The 20,791-nt window shown below is 63.9% G+C and carries 18 protein-coding genes; 6 read left to right on the forward strand and 12 right to left on the reverse strand.

Going from position 1 to position 20,791, the window contains the following annotated elements; genetic code table 11:
• Positions 1-747 (forward strand): SDR family oxidoreductase, encoded by a 747-nt coding sequence (locus AWB67_RS07325; RefSeq protein ID WP_087655578.1) that lies wholly within the window; start codon positions 1-3, stop codon positions 745-747.
• Here AWB67_RS07325 and AWB67_RS07330 read toward each other — a convergent pair.
• The 8 genes from AWB67_RS07330 to sugE all read right to left on the reverse strand — a co-directional run bounded on the left by AWB67_RS07330 (position 744) and on the right by sugE (position 8,160).
• On the reverse strand, positions 744-1,310 hold the full coding sequence (locus tag AWB67_RS07330; protein WP_087655579.1) for a DUF924 family protein: 567 nt from the start codon (positions 1,308-1,310) through the stop codon (positions 744-746). The genes AWB67_RS07325 and AWB67_RS07330 overlap by 4 nt on opposite strands.
• Positions 1,310-2,041 carry an alanyl-tRNA editing protein gene (locus AWB67_RS07335; protein WP_087655580.1) on the reverse strand — a complete coding sequence of 244 codons (732 nt, stop codon included), beginning with the start codon at positions 2,039-2,041 and terminating at the stop codon, positions 1,310-1,312. The genes AWB67_RS07330 and AWB67_RS07335 overlap by 1 nt, the downstream gene beginning before the upstream one ends.
• Positions 2,042-2,244: 203 nt before the next feature.
• Positions 2,245-3,468, reverse strand: coding sequence for a type II toxin-antitoxin system HipA family toxin (locus AWB67_RS07340; RefSeq protein ID WP_087655581.1), 1,224 nt, complete (start codon positions 3,466-3,468; stop codon positions 2,245-2,247).
• A complete protein-coding gene (locus AWB67_RS07345) occupies positions 3,465-3,767 on the reverse strand; it encodes a helix-turn-helix domain-containing protein (protein WP_087655582.1) in 303 nt (100 codons plus the stop codon). Before AWB67_RS07345 ends, AWB67_RS07340 begins: the two co-directional genes overlap by 4 nt.
• Positions 3,768-4,000: 233 nt before the next feature.
• On the reverse strand, positions 4,001-4,405 hold the full coding sequence (locus AWB67_RS07350; protein WP_087655583.1) for a group II truncated hemoglobin: 405 nt from the start codon (positions 4,403-4,405) through the stop codon (positions 4,001-4,003).
• A 26-nt stretch (positions 4,406-4,431) separates the two neighbouring features.
• Positions 4,432-6,921: an ABC transporter permease gene (locus AWB67_RS07355; RefSeq protein WP_087655584.1), complete on the reverse strand. Its 2,490-nt coding sequence runs from the start codon at positions 6,919-6,921 to the stop codon at positions 4,432-4,434.
• 59 nt (positions 6,922-6,980) lie between these two features.
• Positions 6,981-7,610, reverse strand: a complete 630-nt coding sequence (locus AWB67_RS07360) for a DUF4126 domain-containing protein (RefSeq protein ID WP_087655585.1) — start codon at positions 7,608-7,610, stop codon at positions 6,981-6,983.
• Between the two features lie 229 nt (positions 7,611-7,839).
• Positions 7,840-8,160 (reverse strand): quaternary ammonium compound efflux SMR transporter SugE, encoded by a 321-nt coding sequence (sugE, locus tag AWB67_RS07365; RefSeq protein ID WP_087655586.1) that lies wholly within the window; start codon positions 8,158-8,160, stop codon positions 7,840-7,842.
• A gap of 346 nt (positions 8,161-8,506) precedes the next feature.
• On the opposite strand from sugE, the gene AWB67_RS07370 reads away from it, so the two are divergent.
• Both AWB67_RS07370 and cydB read left to right on the forward strand, forming a co-directional pair.
• Positions 8,507-9,934, forward strand: a complete 1,428-nt coding sequence (locus tag AWB67_RS07370) for a cytochrome ubiquinol oxidase subunit I (protein ID WP_087655587.1) — start codon at positions 8,507-8,509, stop codon at positions 9,932-9,934.
• A 14-nt stretch (positions 9,935-9,948) separates the two neighbouring features.
• The gene (gene cydB, locus AWB67_RS07375) at positions 9,949-10,953 is read left to right on the forward strand and encodes a cytochrome d ubiquinol oxidase subunit II (RefSeq protein WP_087655588.1); all 1,005 of its coding nucleotides are present in this window, start codon (positions 9,949-9,951) and stop codon (positions 10,951-10,953) included.
• 10 nt (positions 10,954-10,963) lie between these two features.
• Here cydB and AWB67_RS07380 read toward each other — a convergent pair whose 3' ends face one another.
• The 3 genes from AWB67_RS07380 to AWB67_RS07390 are packed head-to-tail and all read right to left on the reverse strand — an operon-like array spanning position 10,964 to position 13,379.
• Positions 10,964-11,455, reverse strand: coding sequence for a hypothetical protein (locus tag AWB67_RS07380; protein WP_087655589.1), 492 nt, complete (start codon positions 11,453-11,455; stop codon positions 10,964-10,966).
• 19 nt (positions 11,456-11,474) lie between these two features.
• On the reverse strand, positions 11,475-12,038 hold the full coding sequence (locus tag AWB67_RS07385; protein ID WP_087655590.1) for a peroxiredoxin: 564 nt from the start codon (positions 12,036-12,038) through the stop codon (positions 11,475-11,477).
• Positions 12,039-12,098: 60 nt separating this feature from the next.
• Positions 12,099-13,379, reverse strand: coding sequence for an EAL and HDOD domain-containing protein (locus AWB67_RS07390; RefSeq protein WP_087655591.1), 1,281 nt, complete (start codon positions 13,377-13,379; stop codon positions 12,099-12,101).
• Positions 13,380-13,829: 450 nt separating this feature from the next.
• Here AWB67_RS07390 and AWB67_RS07395 point away from each other — a divergent pair, with 450 nt between their 5' ends.
• Together AWB67_RS07395 and AWB67_RS07400 are read left to right on the forward strand one after the other, a co-directional pair.
• On the forward strand, positions 13,830-15,683 hold the full coding sequence (locus AWB67_RS07395) for a putative bifunctional diguanylate cyclase/phosphodiesterase (protein WP_087655592.1): 1,854 nt from the start codon (positions 13,830-13,832) through the stop codon (positions 15,681-15,683).
• A 147-nt stretch (positions 15,684-15,830) separates the two neighbouring features.
• A complete protein-coding gene (locus tag AWB67_RS07400) occupies positions 15,831-17,306 on the forward strand; it encodes an HDOD domain-containing protein (protein WP_087655593.1) in 1,476 nt (491 codons plus the stop codon).
• A gap of 172 nt (positions 17,307-17,478) precedes the next feature.
• Here the strand turns inward: AWB67_RS07400 and AWB67_RS07405 are convergent, their stop codons facing one another.
• Positions 17,479-19,131, reverse strand: coding sequence for a methyl-accepting chemotaxis protein (locus AWB67_RS07405; protein WP_087655594.1), 1,653 nt, complete (start codon positions 19,129-19,131; stop codon positions 17,479-17,481).
• A gap of 365 nt (positions 19,132-19,496) precedes the next feature.
• Here AWB67_RS07405 and AWB67_RS07410 point away from each other — a divergent pair, with 365 nt between their 5' ends.
• On the forward strand, positions 19,497-20,747 hold the full coding sequence (locus tag AWB67_RS07410; protein ID WP_087655595.1) for an MFS transporter: 1,251 nt from the start codon (positions 19,497-19,499) through the stop codon (positions 20,745-20,747).
• Positions 20,748-20,791: the final 44 nt, after the last annotated feature.

The raw sequence follows: 20,791 nt of genomic DNA on the forward strand, positions 1-20,791 counted from the left end.
ATGTCGAAGACGATTTTGATAACCGGCGCCAGCCGAGGCATCGGCCACTCGACGGCCGTGCTGGCCGGAGCCCTCGGCTGGTCGGTCAGCGTGAACTACGCGACCAACGCGTCCGCCGCCGGGCAAACCGTCGCCGCGGTGCAATCGGCCGGCGGCAACGCCATCGCGATCCAGGCCGACGTCACCGATGAAACCGCCGTCATCGCCATGTTCGACGCGACGCGCGAAGCCTTCGGCCCCATCGACGGTTTCGTGAACAACGCGGGCATTGTCGCGCCGGGTTCGGCCCTCGCCGACATGGACCTCGCGCGCCTGAAGCGCATCTTCGACACCAACGTCCTCGGCGCCTATCTCTGCGCGCGCGAAGCCGCCCGCCACATGTCGCGCTCACGCGGCGGCAACGGGGGGTCGATCGTGAACATCTCATCTGCGGCAGCGCGGCTCGGCGCACCGAACGAATACGTCGACTACGCGGGATCGAAAGGCGCCATCGATACGCTCACCATCGGGCTCTCGAAGGAACTCGGCCCGGAAGGCGTGCGCGTGAACGCCGTGCGCCCCGGTCTTATCGATACCGATATCCACGCGAGCGGCGGCAAGCCAGATCGCGCAGCCGTTCTCGGCGTGCAAACGCCGTTAGGACGTCCGGGAACCGCCGATGAAGTCGCGGAATCGATCATCTGGCTGCTGTCGGATGCGTCGTCCTATGTGACGGGCGCGATCATCGATGTGACCGGCGGGCGTTAGAACCCGCCACGCTCCTTGAGCCACGCTTCCTCTTCCGGCCGCGTCGCGCGGCCGAGAATGCAGTTGCGATGTGGAAAGCGCCCGAAGCGCTCGATCACTTCCGAATGCCGCAGCGCGTACTTGAGCAAATCGTCGTCACGCAGCGCCGTGAATAGCCGCACCGATTCGCGCTGGCTCGCGAGCGTTTCGTCGTGCTCGAACGGCATGTAGACGAAGCTGCGGTGCTGCGGAGTCGGCATGCGAAGATCATCGCCCGAAGCGACCAGCGCTTTCGCTAGTGCGAGCGCTTGAGCATCGCCCGCGAACGCGCGCGGCGTGCCGCGATAGCAGTTGCGCGAAAACTGGTCGAGCACCACGATCAGCGCGAGCGCGCCGAGCGGCGTTTCGGCCCAGCGCGCGAGTTTTCCAGCCTGCGCTCCTTCGAGAACCGCGCTAAAGCGCTCGGACAACGCCGCATCGAACGCACGGTTTTTCTTGAACCACACCTTCCTTTCCGTGCCGAATTCCGCCGATCCAGGCGCGCCGAACCATGCATCGAGCACCTGTTGCGCGCGCGGTTCCATCAAACGAATTCCAGCACGAGGCGCCGCGTGCGCGCGCTCTTCTTCTCGACTTTCGCCACCCGCAGCCGCCCGATCTCGCCCGTATTGCGCACGTGCGTGCCGCCGCACGGCTGCAAATCGACGTTCTGAATTCGCAGAAGCCGCACGCGTCCGAGCCCCATCGGCGGCTTCACGCTCATTGTGCGCACGAGTTCGGGACGCTCGGCCATTTCATCGTCGGTGATCCATTCGGTCTCGACCGCGTGCGATCCGCCAACGAGTTCCGCCAGCCGCGCCTCGACGAACTCGCGCTCGATCGGTTCGACGGTCGCGAAATCGAGCCTCGCGTAATCGGTCGTGATGCTGCAGCCGTCGACCGGATAAGGCAGCACCGCGCACATCAGGTGGCTCGCCGTGTGCAGGCGCATATGCCGGTAACGTCGCTCCCAGTCGATCTCGGCGCTCACGCGATCGCCCGGTTTTAGGCCCGCGAGCGTTTCTTCCTGCCCCGGCGCGGGAACGTGGACGGCGTCATCGGGTGTCGCGCCTTCAAATTTGGCCTTGCGCGTGTCGGCGATCGTCAGCAGCGTGCCGTCGGCGAGCGTGAGCGTGCCGGCGTCGCCCGCCTGGCCGCCGCCGAGCGGATAGAACACGGTCTGATCGAGTTGAATGCCCTGCTCATCGATGGCGGTGATCGTCGCGTCGCAGCGCGTCTGATAGGCGTCTTCGCGAAAGAGTGCGCGTGTGCTCATGGGGTTGTCCTTGTGATGCCGTCGAGAAAGCGAACGAACGGTCATTATGCCCGGTCGATCGCGCCCCGTTACGCTACAGGGATCAGTCGGCTGTTTTCCGCTCGACGAACAATCTGAACAGTGGAGCTTATGGATAGGCGTCGAGGTCTCCATTTCGGCTGGCTGCCAGACGCGGGCTGACATGCCATTCGTCGAGCGGACAGTCAGGCCATCCGCGACTGATTCGCCCTGACGGTGCGCTCCATCGTGCCGAGCGTTTCCTCAGTGATCGGCAAGCCGTCGGCATACTGCCGGAACCCTGACGCAACCGAGGCGATGCGTTCGATGCTCTCGGATGCCATACGCGGTACGACGCCGGTCATGCTGGCGAGATTCATCAAGTGCTCGCGCGCCGGCGCCCTCGCCTCGCCGCAGATGTCCATCTGATGCTCCCCGCCCGGCCCCCCGTTGAACGTCAGGTCATAGGCGGGTGAAAACTGCCAGCGGCCATCTGCGCCCATCACGAACGAGAAGTTTTTTGCGTGGTCATCGCGGTTGTTGAACACGACGTTGAACACACATCGCTCAAACGCCTGCTGAACCTCGCGCGCGTCCCGCGTCATGAACTGCGTCAGCCGCAGCAACGTGATGTAGTCCATCTGCGGGACGCGAAAATCGGCGTGGGCCACACCCGCCGCCGTATGCATCGGCACACGCATCTCATTCACGCGGTCGAACCGCTCCACGCCAAACGCCGACAGCGAGGGACCGAGGTCGAAGTAAGCCGTGACGGGCATCCGAAGGTCACAGGCCGCAGCAATCGCCCCGTACATCGCCTCGACCGCACAGACCTCCTTATGGTCGTACTGCGCCGGGAATTTCACGAGCCACGGTGTTCCCGCGCCTTGCTCCGAGTTCGACATCCGGTTGGAATGCCGGTCATAGTTGACGAGCACCTTGGGGCGCGCGCCGTGCGGCGAGCCGCCCATCAGCGCAAGCTCGCGCAAGAGCGCCTCACTGTCGTCCGCCATCACCTGGCGGACTTCGTGAGCAAGAGTAAGCAATTGAACATCCTGCGGAACAAGTACTTCGCCGTCATTGGGTTCAAAGACGAGCGCGCCCATCGCTTTCTCGCCGATGAAGGCCAGTCGGTCCAGCGGAGACATGCGCCGGGGGTCCAAGCCCTGCTTCCGAAACAGCCGGTCCATCAGAAGCATGCCCCAGCCGTCCGGCAATGAGTCGCTCACGAGGCCGGGCAGGCGCAGCTGATGCGCAGGGAAATCTCCGTAGGTCGTCGCTGCGAGCGGCATCTTGAACGGAGACAGATTCAATCCGCTTTGCTGCGCGAGCGCGGAGTATTCGAACAGGAGGTCAGTGCCATCGTCGGCCAGCTGGCCGAGCTCGAAGCGCTCACCCCAACCCGCGTAGATCACACTGAGTTTTTTCATTTCGTTGCCCGTGAAGCACGTTGGCGCTTGACGCTGGCCGCCTCCATCGCCTTGATGGACCTGGGTTTCAGCTCGAACATTCCGCCCAGTTCTTCCGCTAGTCCCAAAGCCATGACGACTCTGACGAAGTTGTCGAGTGTGGCTTGCCCGCTGCGCTCGAGATTGCGTAAAGCCCTCTCGGATATACCAGCACGGCTAGCGAGCTCTTCCTGCTGCAGATTCTGTGAGAGCCGCTGCGCGCGGAGACGTTGCCCCAACTCCTCCGCGATTTCTTGAGAGCTAGACAGTGCAAAGTGCATTTTTGTGCCGGTTAGGCCGCTGAAATTGGCTTATCGGCACAATTATGCTGCTTACGGATTTGGTGGTCAATGAAAGTGCGTTAACCGGCATGTATTGATTGACTAAATCATCATTGGCGTCTTAACCGGCTTAAAATTACCGATAAAAGGCGTTCGAAGCGCTCTCGCCTGCTCGACAGCGTTTGAGGCGATGACTCGCGTAATCGCCAAGGCGTGGTCGAGCCGAAGCCTGACTAACGACGGTTGCGCATCCAGTCGGCGGTATCGAAGAAGGAGGTGAGGAGTCGCTCGCGCAGCGTCACGTCGAGGCCGACGTCTTCCATCGCCCACGCCATGCAGCGCAGCCACTGGTCGCGCTCATCGGTGGCGATCGCGAACGGCAGGTGCCGCGCCCGCAAACGCGGATGGCCGAAGCGGCTGATGTAATGGTCCGGGCCGCCCATCCAGCCGCACAGGAACCAGAAGAACTTGTCGCGCGAGCCGTCGAGCGTCGGCGGATGCAGCGCGCGGATGCCCGCGAATTCGGGTTCGAGGTCCATCAAGTCATAGAACCGGTCGACCAGCGCGCGCACGCACTCTTCGCCGCCAACGAGTTCGAACGCCGTCGGTTGCGGCGCTTCGCTGTTCACTTCGCTCATAAGTTCAGAAAAGGTCGATAAAGTGTCTAGGCATCGCGCAACGACTGCAACGCGGGCCGCGAGAGCACGCGCCGCAAGCTGAGCCACCCGCCGACACCCGCGCACGCCACGCCCGCGACGATGCCGGCCGGCAGGAGCCATGGATTGAAATCGATGTGGAATTCGAACACGCGCGACGCCAGCACGTAGCCGATCACCTGCGCGCCGAGCGCCGCCATCAGGCCCGCGAGCGCGCCGACCGCGACGAATTCCGCCACCTGCACCGAACGCACCTGCCTGTGCGACGCACCCAGCGCGCGCAGGAGCGCCGATTCGCGCATGCGCTCGTCGCGCGTGCCGGCGAGCGCCGCGTAAAGCACGAGCACGCCCGCGGCGAGCGTGAAGAGGAACAGGAACTGCACCGCGCCGATCACCTGCGCGAGCGTGCGCTGGATCTGCGCGAGGATCGGCGCGGTGTCGATCGCGGTGACGTTCGGATACTGCGCGACGATGCCGTCGATCAGCGCCTGCTGGTTCGACGGCAAGTAGAAGCTCGTGATGAACGTCGCGGGGAAATCGGCGAGCGCGGCGGGCGGCATCAGAACGAAGAAGTTGACCTTGAACGAATTCCAGTCGAGCTTGCGCACGCTCGTGACGGGCCCCTCCACCTGCAGCCCGGCGACGTCGAAGCGCAGCGTGTCGCCGAGTTTCACGTTGATCGTCTTCGCCAGCCCCTGCTCGATCGAAACCTGCGGCTTCTCGTTCGTGCCGAACCAGTCGCCCTCGACAACGCGGTTGTCGCTCGGCAGTTCAGTCTGATACGACAGGTTGAATTCGCGGTCCACGAGGCGCTTCGCGTCGGCCTTCTGGTAGTTGTCCGGGCTTACAGGCTTACCGTTGATCGCGATCAGCCGGCCGCGCACCATCGGTGAGAGGGCCGCGTCGGCCTGGCCGTGCTGCTTCAGATAAGTCGCGACGCCCGGCCGCTGGTCCGGCTGGATGTCGATCAGGAACTGGTTCGGCGCGTCGGGCGGCGTGGCGTTGCGCCAGCCGGCGATCAGGTCGTTACGCGTCATCGCGATCAGCAACAGGCACATCAGGCCGATGCCGAGCGCCGTGATCTGCAGCGCGCTCGCGCCGCTCCGGCGTTCCAGCGACGCCAGCGCATAGCGCCAGCCTACGCCCGCGCCGCCGCGCTCGCGCCGCACATAGCGCGCCGCTGCCCAAAGCGCCGCGCGCGCGATCGCGCCGAAAATGAGCAGCCCGCCCGCGAACCCACCCGCTACGATCCCACCGAGCTTCCACTCGCCCGCCGCGATCACCAGCAGCAGCCCGAACAGCAAAACGCCGACACCGTAAGCGGCATGTGCGACGCGTTCCTCCGCGCCGATTTCGCGCCTGATCACGTGGACCGGCGGCACGCGCGTGAGCGGCAGGAGCGGCGGCACCGCGAAGCCGAGCAGCAGCACGAGCCCCATCGCGATGCCTTGCAGTGCGGGCCAGACGCTCGGCTTCGGCAATTCCACTTCAACCAGCGTCCCGAGCCAGTTCAGCAGCACGAGATGCCCGCCGAACCCGAGTACAACGCCCACGACGCTACCCAGCACGCCGATCGTCAGGAATTCGCCGATGAAAAGCGAACGCAGCGTCCATTGGCTGACGCCGAGACAGCGCATCGCGGCGCAGCCGTCGAGATGGCGCCGCGCGAAACGGTGCGCGGCCATCGCGATCGCGACCGCCGCGAGGAGCGCGGTCAACAGCGAAACGAGCGTGAGAAAGTGACTCGCGCGATCGATCGTCTGGCGCACCTGCGGCTGGCCGTCCTGCAGCGATTCGAGATTGACACCGCGCAGCTTGCCGCCATCGACCCGTTCCCGCGCCCACGTCGCGAACCGGTCGACCTGCGCCTCCGGTCCCGCGACCAGCAGCCGGTACGTGACGCGGCTTCCATAACCGACCAGGCCCGTGCCCGCGAGTTCGTCGGCGCGCATCATCAGGCGCGGTGAGAAGTTGACGAAGCCGAAGCCGCGATCCAGCTCGCGCGTGATGACCGCCACCACCGTGAACGTCCGCGTGCCGACCTTCACCGTGCCGCCGACGCGCGTCTTCAGCGCATCGGCGAGTGCCGGGTCCAGCCAGACGGTGCCGGGCGCGGGGATCGCGGTTGCAGGGGCATCGGCGGCGCCGGGCGCGGGGGCAATCCGCACGGCGCCGCGCAACGGATAACCCGGCGACACGCCCTTGATCGCCGCAAGCCGCGACACCGGCTGCGCACCGGTCGCGCTGATCATGCTCGGGAAAATCGTGGTGGTGGCCGTCGCGAGCTTGAGCGCGGCCGCTTCCTGCGCGAACGACGGATCGACCGGATGATCGGCGCGCACGAGGAAATCGGCGGCGATCATCTGGCGGGCATCACGCTCGAGGCCGTGGCGCATGCGGTCGGCGAGAAAGCCGACGCTCGCGAGCGCCGCTACGGCGAGCACGAGCGCGAACAAGAGCATCGTGAGTTCGCCCGCGCGCCAGTCGCGCGCGGTCATTCGGAGGGACTGGCGGAAGGTATCGGTGAATCCGGGGCGGTTTTTCCGGGACGCGGCGCTCAATCGTGCTTGCTCCGCAGCCGGCTGAAGCGCTCGACGCCGCCCGGCAGCATGTGCTTCGCCATGCGGCTCACGCCACCGTGCACGCCGCGCACGAGGCGCGGCAAGGCCCAGCCGGCGAACACGAGAAACGCGATCACGAGCACGAGGAACAGGAGCGGCACGAACAGCGCGAGCGTGAGGCCGCCGAGCGCGCCGACATCCTCGGTCGCCGACGCGGCCCAGTTCGACACCGGTTCCGGCGACAGGTTGATCAGCGCGCGCGTGCCCGCCTTGGCGAAATGCGACGCGCCAGCAAGCGTGCCGCCAGCAAGCGCGGCGACGGTGACGAGCGCCGGATCGGCGTGACCGAATGACGCAGCCGCGAGCACGGCGCCTGCTGGAATGCGGATCAGCGTGTGGATGGCGTCCCAGAGGGAATCGAAGGCGGGGATCTTGTCAGCAAGAAATTCGACGACGGCGAGAAAGCCCGCCACGCCGATCACCCACGGTGAACTGAGCACGGCGAGCGTGTCGGGTAGATGCACGAGACCCATGCGCTCAAGCAGACCCGCGACGAAAATCGTGAGATACAGGCGCAGCCCGCTGGCCCACGAAAGGCCCGCTGCGAGCGAAAGAGTTTCCAGCATTGCCGCCTCCTTGCGTGCTGCACGCGAAGCCGCGCTTGGCATGTGCGGCCAGGTCGGTTGCTTCCGCCGGAGTTGCCGGAAGAAGCCGCCCGCATCGCGGAAGATGCCGGCAATTGATGTGACGGTTGCGGCCCGAAGGATGATTTCGAGATGACTTCAGACCATTATAGCCACGCACGGGCAGCCATTGCATCTAGCATAAAAACAACCGATGCATTCCCGCAGGCGCTCAATGTCCCGAAGACAGCTTCAGCCCGATGAGCCCGATTACGATCAGCGCCGCGCTAGCGACCCGCGCGACAGTCAGCGCCTCCCCCATCACGACGATGCCGAACACGAAGGCGCCGACCGCGCCGATGCCCGTCCAGACGGCATACGCCGTGCCGAGCGGCAACTGGCGCATCGCGATGGCGAGCAGCACGAAGCTGCCGACAGCGGTGACGAGCGTGAACACCGACGGCCAGAGCCGCGTGAAGCCTTCGGACGTTTTGAGACCGGCGGCCCAGGCAACTTCGAGCAGGCCGGCGATGAGAAGAAGAATCCAGGACATCGGAGACACTCCATAAAAAACATGGGGCCGTCCCCGTTGATGATGGAGCGCGCGCGGTCGTCCGCGTGGCTGTAGGTGAAGTGTAATTGTACCAAAATGGTGCAAAACGTTCAGCGCAGAGGATTCGTCGATCCGTCTTATATGACGATAGATAAATTTGATAACCCCCACTTGATCCGCTTTAAATGTCTTTGGCAGACAAAAACGAATCATTGAATAAAGCGCGTTAATCAACGAAATCGTGTATTAATCTGAATGGCGCGACTCCTTTAATTCGCCGGTGGTTTTGCCGTGCAGCGCGGCGAAAGCGGGATATCCCTATCGACATCTTCGACGCGGAGTGCTCATGGAGTTCGATGCCGTCCTCTTATCCCGCTTCCAGTTTGCCTGGGTCGTCGCTTTTCACATTCTCCTGCCGGCTTTCACGGTCGGCTTGTCGTGCTTTATCGCCACGCTCGAATTCAACTGGTGGATCACCAAGCGCGACGTCTATCGACGGCTTTCCGCTTTCTGGCTGAAGATTTTCGCGGTCTCGTTCGGGATGGGCGTGGTCTCCGGCATCGTAATGCCGTTCCAGTTCGGCACCAACTGGAGCCGTTTTTCCGATGCCACCGCGAACGTCATCGGCCCGCTGATGGGCTACGAAGTGCTGACCGCGTTCTTCCTCGAAGCCGCGTTCCTCGGCGTGCTGCTCTTCGGGCGCAAGCTCGTGCCGCAGTGGGCGCACGTGATGTCCGCGATTTTCGTGGCGACGGGCACCGTGGTGTCGTCGTTCTGGATTCTCGCGGTCAATAGCTGGATGCAGACTCCGCAAGGCCATCGAATCCTGCCCGACGGCCGCTTCGAAGTCGTCAGCTTCTTCGACGTGATCTTCACGCCCTCTTTTCCGTACCGGCTCGGCCACACGGTGAGCGCCTTTCTGGTGACGGCCGGCTTCGTGATCCTCGGCGTCGGCGCGATGTACATCCTGCAGCGGCGCGCCCTCGAGGAAAGCCGCGTGATGCTGAAGATGTCGCTGATCTTTCTGGTCATCATGGTGCCGGTGCAGATGGTGATCGGCGACATGCACGGCCTCAACACGCTCAAGCACCAGCCGGTGAAGATCGCCGCGATGGAGGGCCTGTGGGAAACCCGCTCGCGCGTGCCCGCCAATCTCTTCGCGATCCCCGATCAGCAAGCCGAGAAGAATTACTTTGAGATCGCGATTCCGGTGCTCGGCAGCATCTACCTGACGCACGATCCGAACGGCACCGTGCAGGGCCTCAAGGCGTTCCCGCGCGAGGACCGGCCTAACGTCGCCGTCGTGTTCTTCGCGTTCCACATCATGGTCGGCATCGCGCTGTTGATGTTCGGGCTCGTGCTGTCCGGCATCGTGCTCTTTGCGCGCGGGCGGCTCGAACAAAGCCGCAAGTGGCTACGGTGCGCGACGTTCAGCATGCCGCTCGGGTTCATCGCGGTGATCGCCGGGTGGACGACGACCGAAGCCGGCCGCCAGCCGTGGACGGTCTACGGGATCCTGCGCACCCGCGATTCGGTGACGCCCTCGCTGACCGCGGCGAACGTCGGGCTGTCGTGGCTGCTTTACGTGCTCGCGTATATCGTGATCTTCGGCGCGGGGTTCACGCTGCTGCGGCGGCTGGTGCGCGTCGGGCCGTCGGAAGCGACGCAGGGCCAGGACAGCGAACTGCTGCAGCCCGAGACGCGCGCGGCGCGGCCGCTTTCGGCGTTATCGACGAAAACGGCGAACCATTCCAAGCCGCCGTCCGGCGTCTGAAGAGGAGACCCTGCATGCTCGATCTCGTGCCGCTGTGGGCCGCCATTCTCGCGCTGGCGGTGTTCATGTACGTGCTGCTCGACGGCTTCGACCTCGGCGTCGGCATGGTGTTTCTCGTGCGGCGCGATCCGCACGACCGCGACATGATGATCAACTCGGTCGCGCCCGTCTGGGACTTCAACGAGACGTGGCTGATCCTCGGCGGCGGCGGATTGCTCGCCGTGTTCCCGCTCGCGTTCGCGATCATCGTGCCGGCCGTCTACTTTCCGATTCTGTTCATGCTGCTCGGGCTGATCTTCCGGGGCGTCGCGTTCGAATTCCGCGAAGTGGTCGGCGCGCGCAAGTGGCTGTGGGACCGTGCGTTCGGCTACGGATCGCTCGTCGCAACGTTCTCGCAGGGCATCGTGCTCGGCATGTTCATCCAGGGCTTTCCAATTCAAGGACGCGTGTTTTCCGGCACGAGTTGGGACTGGGTGGCGCCGTTTCCGCTGCTCGTCGGCGTGGGGCTCGTGTTCGGCTATGCGTTGCAGGGCACGACGTGGCTCGTGTTGAAAACCGAAGGCGACTTGCAGGCGTGGGCGCGGCGGATGGCGCGTTTTGCGCTGATTGGCGTGATCGCGTTCGTCTTGCTGATCAGCATCTGGACGCCGCTCAAGGACGCACGCATCGCCGCGCGCTGGTTCGATTTCCCGGTGAGCTTCGTGTTCGCGCCGGTGCCGGTTCTGACGGCGCTTCTCGCCTGGACGTTGTGGACCAGTCTGGCCAAGGGGCGTGAGGTGTTGCCGTTTTTGTGCTCGATCGGGTTGTTCTTTCTCGCGTTCACGGGGCTCGTGATCAGCTTGTGGCCGTTTATCGCGCCGCCATCGGTGACGCTGTGGGATGCGTCGGCGGCACCGCTGTCACAGCAATTCCTGCTGATCGGGACGATGTTCCTGCTGCCGGTGATCGTGCTGTATGTGATCTGGTCGTACTGGGTATTTCGCGGGAAGGTGCGGGGGGATATGGGGTATCACGGGTGAGTGAGGCGCCCTAAAGCCTCTGCTCCACCGCCCGCGACAAAATCCTCGCCCACTTGCGCGCCTCGCGCTGATCGCGCATCGGCAGGAGCCATTCGCGGCGCTGCGGGTCCTTCGCGTCGCGCACGTCCAGCGCGACCTGCCACGCGCCCGCCTCGCCCGCCGCCGGCTGCACACGGGCGCCGCGCAGGTCCGCGAAGATATAGCCGCCGCTTTGATCTCCGACGCGCAGATCGCACAGACGCTTGCCCGCCGCCAGCCGCACGCCGCCCCAGTCGCGCGTGAGTTCGTGCGTCCAGTCGCCGTCCTGCCCTTTCGCGATGTTCGGCGCGACTTCGCGCCGCCGCTGCAGCCAGTACGCGATCGCCGCGACGATCAGCGCCGCCGCCACGACCGCGACGCCCGTCGCGACGCCCACGCCGAAGCGCGCCGAAAGCGCATGAAACGACCACACCGCGCCGTAGATCAGCGCGACGAGTACAGCGAGGGCAACGACGATCGGCATGTTGGCGGAGTCGAAAAAATCACTGCGTCTTGTGCTTCGCGTTCCACTCGCGCAGCGCCTGCAGCGTGTTGGAGACGTGCTTCTCCGGCGAAAGGCTCGTGTACTCGTAGATCACCGTGCCATCGGGCGCGATCACATACGACACGCGATTGGCCATCGTCGCGGTCATCGGCATCGAGGCATCGAAGGACTTGATGATCTTCGATTCGGCATCGGCGGCGACCGGGAACTTGCTGCGGCATTCGCTTACGGAAAAGCGCTTGAGCGTGTCGATGTTGTCGTGCGACACGCCGATCACCGTCGCGCCCTCGGCCTTGTACTGGTCTACGGCCTCGGCGAATTCGTGCGCCTCGATCGTGCAGCCCTTGGTGAACGCGGCCGGATAGAAATACAGCACGACGGGACCTTTCTTCAGCTCGTCAGCGAGCGAATAGTCGTAGACGTTGCCGCCGAGCGACGCCTGCGCGACGAACGACGGCGCGTGATCGCCCGGCTTGAGCGTCGCGAACGCGACGAGCGCATACACCGCGAGCCCTGTGCCGAGCGCGGCCGCGAGCATCCTGCCTGCAAATTTGCGTTTCATCTGTCCCCTGCCTTCGGTTGATTGTTTCGAATCGTCTAAAACAAAGCACCAGCGCACGTCTCATTCCAGCCGATGCGCCGCGAACCACGTCGCCGCATCGACCTGAAGCTTTGCCAGCAATGCGGGCGTGAGGTGCGCGAACGCGTGATCGGAGATGCTCGCGTCGACTTCCGGCGAATCGCCGCGATCCGCTGCCTGCGAGATCTTGAGCAGCACGCCCAACGCGCCCTCGCCGTCGATGATCGCGGCACGGATCGACTCCGACACCTTCAACTGGTCGAGGACCTCCGCCGGCGGCATGTCGAGTACGACATGCACGAGCGAAAAGATACCGGTGAGAAACGCGGCGTCGGCAAACGCTTCATCCGATGGACGCAATTCGCGCGCCGCAAGTTCCATGAAACGCGCGCGCGTGCCGACGAGTTGCACGAGCGGGTCCGAGCGCCACGGCAGACCGCGCCCGCCCGCGTAGAGAAGCAACTGCGTCCAGCGCGCGATTTGCCGCGTGCCGATCGCCGCAACCGCCTCGCGCAGCGACGACACCTCCCGGCTCAATCCGAACGCACTCGAATTCGCGACGCGCAACAATTGCACGACGAGTTCCGGGTTGCGCTTCAATTCGAGTTCGAGCCGCGCCATTGCGGGTTCATCGGCGAGCAGCGTCAGAAGGCTCAGGAGCGCGACGCGCGATGCGCTCGGACGGCGCGTCGCGAGCACTTGTGGACGCGCGAAGAAATAGCCCTGGAAGTAGTCGAAGCCGAGATCGCGCGCGCGCACGAAGTCCTCGTGCGTCTCGATCTTTTCGGCGACGAGCTTCTTGCCGTGGCGCTTGAGCACTTGCGCAAGCTCGGGCAGCCGCCCTTCCTCGACGCCGAGGAAATCGACCTTCACCTTATCGACGTAAGGCAGCGCTCTCAGGATCTGGTCGTCGAGGGCGACGACGTCGTCGAGCGCGAACTGGAAGCCCGCCTCGCGCAACTGCGTGCAGCGCCGAAAGAGCGCGGCATCGAAGGTGATCGTTTCCAGCAGTTCGAGCACGAAGCGCCCGGGCGGCATGATGTGGACGATGTCGTCGAAGAGCAGCGCGCGATTCATGTTCACGTAGCCGCGATAGTCCCCCAGCACCGCCGACAGCCCGATCTCGCCGACCGTGCGCGCGACGACATGCGCGGTCGCCTGGACGTCGTCGTGGACGCGCGCGCGGTTCTCAGGGCTGTCGCGAAACAGCAGTTCGTAGGCGTGCAGTGCGCCGGCGCGATCGAGAATCGGCTGGCGTCCAAGATAGACGCTCTCCGGTTCGCGTGCCTCGCCGGGTTCAGCCGGCTTCAACAAATCTTCCATGACTCGAACATGACAGGGAAAGTGCAGCCGTTGGCCGCAAGGAACTCGCATCACACATGATCAGGCAAGTCGAGGACGTGATGTGAGGATCGGAATGCAACAGGCAAATAGCGCGTAGTAGTTGATTGTTTTGGCTCGCCTGGCGCATGAAAAATCCGCTGGCGAGCGGCGCTATGAGATTCGCGACACTGTAACCGAAAACGCTTTCGCACACCCTGATACCCCCACGCGGACAAACCCTTGACACTTCGACGCCGCAAGCATTGCGCGACGCACGCGGCCGGGGTAGCGGTCAATTAAAGAAAAACCCTGACAAAGCCGATAACCTGCCTGATAGGGCGTGTAACTGCCGCGCGAAAAAGCCTCGGGCGAACCGCGCGTGGAGTCCCTCACGGACGTGCCGCCGTTCGTCCACCGACGGGTCGCGCAACCAGAAGACCAAACGAAAACATGCAAGCGAACCGGATCACCGCCAAACGCCGCAGTCCCTGGCGCATCGCACTCGAGACCGTGCTCGGGCTCATCCGTGCGCGTCCCCAGGACGTGGAGGCTTCGTCGTTGCCCGTCGAAGACGCGACGCCGCCGGAAGCGTTGCCTGAAGCCGTCACGAAACCGCTCGAAGCGACGCTCAATGCCGTCGATTTCCTCGCGCAGATCGACGACGCGCTGCGCTTCGTCTACGTGTCCGATGCGAGCATCGCGTTCATTGGCTATCACCGCGACTATCTCGGCATGCTGACGCTGCACGACCTCGTGCCGTCGTCCGAAGCCGACGAACTGAACGCGCTCGTCGCGCGTGCGAAGGCGAGCGGCAAGCTGGAATCGGCGACGCTCTCGCTCGTCAAGTCGCTGACCTATCCGATCTGCGTCGAACTGCGGCTCTTGTCGACCGCCGCGCAAGGCGTGCCCGGCTTCGCGCTCGCCGCGTTCGAGGTCTCGCACTGGCGTGACAACGAAGCGAAGCTCACGCACGCGCTGAACCACGACCCGCTGACGGGCCTGGCCAATCTCGCCGCGCTGATCCCGGCCGTCAACGCCGTGCAGGCGGAAGCCGAGCACACGCGCACGCAGGCCGCGCTCGTGCTCATCGATATCGACGACTATCAGCGCATCAACCGCGCGCTCGGCTACGACGCCGGCGACGACATGCTGCGCGAGACCGCGCGGCGCATCCAGCACGCGGCGGGGCACGGCGAGACCGTGGCGCGCATCGCGAGCGACGAATTCGCCGTGCTGCTGCCCGCCGGCGCAACCGCGGAATCCGCCGAGAGCCTCGGCCGGCGCCTCTTGACTGCCATTGCGCAGCCGTACCGGTATCGCGGACAGCACACGCATTTGTCGGCGAGCGTGGGCGTTGCGTTGTATCCGGACCACGCGGGACCGGCGACGAGCGCGCCCGGCACCATCGACGCGCATCTCTTGCGCATGGCCGACCACGCGCTCGCGGAGGCGAAGGAAGCGGGCGGCAATACGCTCGTCTTCCACGCGATCGACGACGATACCGCCGACGCCGAGCGCCTGAAGCTCGAAGCGGACCTGTACGAAGCCGTGCGCAACGGCGAGTTTTCGCTGCACTTCCAGCCGATCACGAGCAGCCTGTCGGGCGGCGTGGTGGGCGTCGAAGCGCTGATGCGCTGGCAGCATCCGGTGCATGGCCTCGTGCCGCCGTCGGATTTCATTCCGCTTGCCGAGTCGATCGGGCTCATCAATTACCTGGGCAACTGGGTGCTGAAGGCGGCCTGCATGCAGCTCGTGCAATGGGACGCGATCGGCATCCGGCTGGAATATGTGTCGGTGAACGTGTCACCGCAGCAGTTCCGCGACAAGCGCTTCACGTTCGCCGTGCAGGAAGCGCTCGCGCTGACGGGGCTCGATCCCAAGCGGCTCGTCTTCGAGATCACCGAAAGCCTCCTGATGCACGATCCGGAAGAGGCCACGCGCCTGCTGGAGACGCTGCGGGCGTTCGGCATCCGCTTTGCCGTGGACGATTTCGGCACGGGCTACTCGAGCCTCGCCTACCTGCAGCGCTTCCCGCTGTCGAAGCTTAAAATCGACCGGAGTTTCGTCGAGAACCTGCTGACTTCGCGCAATAACCGCGCGATCGTGAGCGCCGTGGTGGGGCTTGCGCAGTCGCTCGGGCTGGAACTCGTCGCGGAGGGTGTCGAGACCGAAGCGCAGCGCGACTTGCTGACCGAGATGGGGTGCGACCACATACAAGGCTGGCTGATCAGCCACGCGTTGCCGTCGGAGGAGCTGGCGCGGTCCTTCAAGTCCAATTCGTTGTTCCTGCACGAGGCATTATGATTCAGGGCACGTTCGTGTTTTAATCGGACAGCGTGCCGCACCATCGGATATCGTCCGGCCTGATATGACTTCAGGGTCTCCTCGCCGACGATTTACGCCGCGCCGGCCAAGCCGACGCGGCACGTGTAGGGCTTTCTCACAATACGCATGGCAAGCACCGTCAAGGCCGAATTACTGGACAAGCTGTGGCAGCGCATGAGCGAGCGCGGGGATTTCCCGATGCTCTCGCAGGCGCTGCGCACGACCGTGTCCGCGATGAGCGACGACGACCTCGACTTCACCGCCCTCGTGCAAGTCGTGCTGTCGGACTTCGGCCTCACGCAAAAGGTGCTGCGCCTCGCCAATTCAGCGATGTACATGGCGTTCGGCGGCAACATCACGACCGTTACGCGCGCGCTGATGGTGCTCGGCATGGATGCGGTGGGCCATCTCGTCGTGGGCCTGAAGCTCGTCGATCATTTTCATGCGAGCGCGCCGCGCCGGATCGACGCCAAGCTCGAACTCAACCGCACCCTGCTTTCCGGCGCCGTCGCGCGGCAGATCACCGAGAACACCGACCTGCGCTCGGCCGAGGAAGCAGTCGTCTGCACGCTGATGCGGCAGATCGGCAAGCTGCTCGTCGCGTTTTATCTCGAGAGCGAGTGGGATCAGTTGCGCCGCAAGGCCGCCGCCGAAAACATTACCGATAGCCACGCTTGTGCCGTGCTGCTCGGCGTGTCGTTCGAGGAGATCGGCATCGAGGCTGCGGACCGCTGGCGTCTGCCCGAGACGATCCGTTCGGGCATGCAGGTGAGCGATCCGCTCGCGCCGCCCGACGAAACCAAGCCGCGCCACGTGCGCTGGCTGCAGGCCGTCACCAATTATTCGACCGAAGTCGCCGATGCGCTCACTGCGCAGAACATGGCTGACGCCAGCCGCGAGACGTTGCTGGTCGATATCGCGAACCGCTATAGCATCGCGTTGAACACCGACGCCGAGACACTTGCCGCAATGAGCCTCGCGCTCGCGAACGAAGAGAGCGGCGACGGCGTGATGCGCGAGATCGTCGAACTGCGCGCGAATGCCGATGCTATTGCGCGGGCCGGGGTATCGGCGGAGGCGCGCATCGGCGCGGGGCTCGAGGATCTGCGTTCGCTGCCTTCCAAAAATGCGCTTGGGCCGGTGCTTGCGCTGGCTTCTGAAGCGGTGCTTGCCGGGCTGGGGTTTTCACGCACGGTGGTCTTCGTGCGGCAGGCTAACGACGAGTTTCAGGCGCGGCTGGGGCTTGGGCCGAACGTCGAGAAGATGCTGCCGGCGTTGCGGTTCGATGCGGCTTTTCAGCCGGATGTGTTTCATCTTGCGATCTCGAATCCCGTCGGGATTTTTATCGAGAATGCACATGATCCGCGGATCGATGCGCGCTTGCCGCGATGGTTCAAGAACGCTTTCGGCGATGCACAGGCGTTTGTTCTGCTGCCCGTGAAGGCCAAGGATTCGACCGTCGCGCTCGTATACGGCGATTGGACGTTGCAGCCGCAGGTGCGGAAGATCACTCCGCCGGAGATGAGTGTGCTCAATGAACTCACGCGGGAGCTTAGCCGGTTTTTTTCCAATGCGGATTGGAAGGAAGTGGAGCTTTTGTAGGCGCTGAGGTGCTTGCGCTTCGAAGTTGAAACCCTGATGTACTAAGACCGCTAAAGAATCTTTTCCTTAGCGGTCTTTTTGCGTTTTTTGATGCGCCTGAGCTTCGATGGAACTCGTTTGCTTAGCAGTCTATGGAAAGATCGCTGGCGCATCAAAGCGCCAGCGAGCATCCTCACGCCAGTTGAAACTTCTGCACAAGCCCTTTGAGCGCCCGCGCCTGATCATCGAGCGATTGCGCCGCAGCCGCAGCTTCCTCGACGAGAGCCGCATTCTGCTGCGTCCCCGCGTCCATCTGCGTGACGGCGTGACTGATCTCTTCGATACCGCTCTTCTGCTCGGCCGAAGCCGCTGAAATCTCGCCCATGATGTCGGTCACACGCTTGACCGCCCGCACGACCTCATCCATCGTCGCTCCCGCTTCCTGCGCATAAGTCGACCCATCCGTCACCCGCGAAACGGACGCGTGAATCAGCCCCTTGATCTCCTTGGCTGCCGCCGACGATCGCTGGGCGAGACTGCGCACCTCGCCCGCGACGACAGCAAACCCGCGCCCCTGCTCCCCGGCACGCGCAGCCTCGACGGCCGCGTTCAAAGCAAGGATATTGGTCTGAAAGGCAATGCCTTCGATCACGCCGATGATGTCGCCGATACTCCTGGCGCTGGCGTTGATCTGCTCCATCGTCGTGACGACGCGCCCCACGACCACTCCGCCCTTCTCCGCAATCGCCGATGCATTGTGGGCAAGCACGCTAGCCTGCTGGGCGTTATCGGCGTTCTGACGCACCGTCGACGTCAACTGCTCCATGCTGGTAGCCGTCTTTTCGAGCGCGACCGCCTGCTGCTCCGTGCGATGCGACAAGTCGACGTTGCCCGTCGAGATTTCGCTCGATGCCGATGCAATCGCCTCCGCGCTAGCCGCAATTTCGCCGACTGTCGACGACAACCCCGTCTGCATCTCGGAAAGCGCGCGCAGCATGCTCGCGTTGTCGCGCTTCGCGATATCAATGCGGTTCGACAGGTCACCCGCCGCGATCCGGCGCGCGATCTCCTTTGCATACACCGGCTCGCCGCCGAGTTGGCCCGCGAGGCGCCGCACGACCCATTCGCTCACGACGATCGCCAGCACGAAGATCGCGACGGTCAGCGCGGAGAGCATTACGAACGACGAGTGATAGATGAACGAGGCGGCATCGATAGTCGACTTGGCCGCGCTGCCGCGACGCGTGACGAGATCATCGACCATCTTTTCGAGCTTGCCCGTCTCCACCAGCAGCGACACGTCCTGGATGCCGACCTGCCAGTTCATCTGCGACAGATCGAGCGGCTGTTCCTGCACGAGCTTGACGAAGGCGCGCAGATTGCCGCTCCACGTCGTGATCGCGGTGGCGAGGCGCTTTTGCTGCGCAAGCGCGTCCTGATCCGACGCATCGACGTATTGCTGCAACTGCGCCTGTTCGCGGCCGATGTCGCCGAGCGCGCGATCGATCTGCACGCCGAGTTCTTCGCGTTCCTTCGCGGTGGTCGCGGTGAGCAACATCTTCTGCGAACGGCTCGCGCGCAGCACGTAGCCGCGCGTTTCCTCGGCAGCGCGGCTCGCGACGTAACCCTGCGTGTAGATCGTTTCCGTCGATGCGTTGAGACGGCTGATCTGCGTGAGCGCGATGATGCCGATCGCGAGTGTGCCCGCCAGAATCAGCGCGAAGGCGAGCCTGAGCGATGCCTTGACTGTCAGGCCGCCCTTGGCCGCGCGATGGGTGTGCCGGAGGTTGGCTGCTTGCGAGACGAAGCCCGCGCCGGTATGGCCGCGTAGCGAAAACGGTTTCATCGATTCATTCCCCGAATGATTCTGGTTGCAAGGCGATGTCGCTTGTGACGCACGCCTTTGTCAGTGGTCTACGGCAGCTTCGTTGCGTTACTTGAATGAGCGTATACGCGCGGGGCGTTTCACAATCCGGCGGCCGATTCCGCGTTATACCCGGCCAAAATAAACGCGCGTGCGGAAAAAGCAGACGAAAGCTTCGAGGTTCAATTGCTGTCCGATTCGCGACGAAGGTTGGCAGGACAACGCATACCGGACAAACTAAACTACGAGAAATGCCGCCCGCTCATGAATCGATTAAAACAACGCGCGGGCAGCAAATGATTCACGCGACGAGAATCACGAGACAACCTTCCGGGCCTTTTCTCACCATGCAAACGAGTATCGACAAGGCCGCGCTTGCGGCAACGCCTTCAGCGACAGCGAGTACAACGACTGCCATCAATCCGCAGCGCACCGTTTATTCGGTGCTGGGCGCGATCAGCTTCTCGCACCTGCTGAACGACATGATCCAGTCGCTGATCCTCGCAATCTATCCGATGTTCAAGAGCGAATTCGCGCTCTCGTTTGGCCAGATCGGGCTGATCACGCTCACTTACCAGATTACGGCGTCGCTTCTGCAGCCGCTCGTCGGCCTCTATACCGATAAGCATCCGAAGCCGTATTCGCTGCCCGTCGGCATGGGCTTCACGCTTTCGGGTCTGTTGCTGATGTCGGTTGCGGGCAACTTTCCGACGCTGCTCGTCGCGGCGGCGCTCGTCGGCTGCGGGTCGTCGGTGTTTCATCCGGAGTCGTCGCGGGTGGCGCGCATGGCGTCCGGTGGCAAGCACGGTCTCGCGCAGTCGCTCTTTCAGGTGGGCGGCAACGCCGGTTCGTCGCTCGGGCCGCTGCTCGCCGCGCTGATCGTGATTCCGCACGGCCAGAAGAGCATCGCGTGGTTCTCGGCGGCGGCGCTCGTCGCGATCGTCGTGCTCACGAATATCGGCCGCTGGTACAAGCGTCATCCCGCGACGAAGAAGGGGCGCGCACAAGTTGCACATTCAACCTTGCCGCGCAACAAGGTCATCGCCGCGATGAGCGTGCTGGTGCTGCTCGTGTTCTCCAAGTATTTCTACATGGCGAGCATCATGAGCTACTTCACGTTCTATCTGATCAGCAAGTTCGGCATGAGCGTGCAGACGGCGCAGATTCATCTGTTCGTGTTCCTCGCGGCCGTCGCAGCGGGGACGATCATCGGCGGGCCGGTCGGTGACCGCATCGGGCGCAAGGTCGTGATCTGGGTATCGATCCTGGGCGTCGCCCCGTTCACGCTGCTCCTGCCCTATGCGAATCTGTTCTGGACGGGCGTGTTGTCGGTGATCATCGGGCTCGTGCTGGCGTCGGCGTTCTCGGCGATCCTCGTCTATGCGCAGGAGCTGATTCCGGGCAAGGTCGGCATGGTCGCGGGACTGTTCTTCGGCTTCGCGTTCGGGATGGGCGGCATCGGTGCGGCCGTGCTCGGCCATCTTGCCGATGCGACGAGCATCGACTACGTGTACAAGCTGTGTTCGTTCCTGCCGTTGCTTGGGTTGCTCGCGGTGTTCCTGCCAAGGACGACGGAGCCGAAGTTGAAGAAGGCTTGAGGTCCACGCCATGCCTTAGCCGGAAAGAAAAGCCGCTTCGAAAT

It is taken from the genome of Caballeronia terrestris (assembly GCF_001544515.1).
GTDB classification, from domain to species: domain Bacteria; phylum Pseudomonadota; class Gammaproteobacteria; order Burkholderiales; family Burkholderiaceae; genus Caballeronia; species Caballeronia terrestris.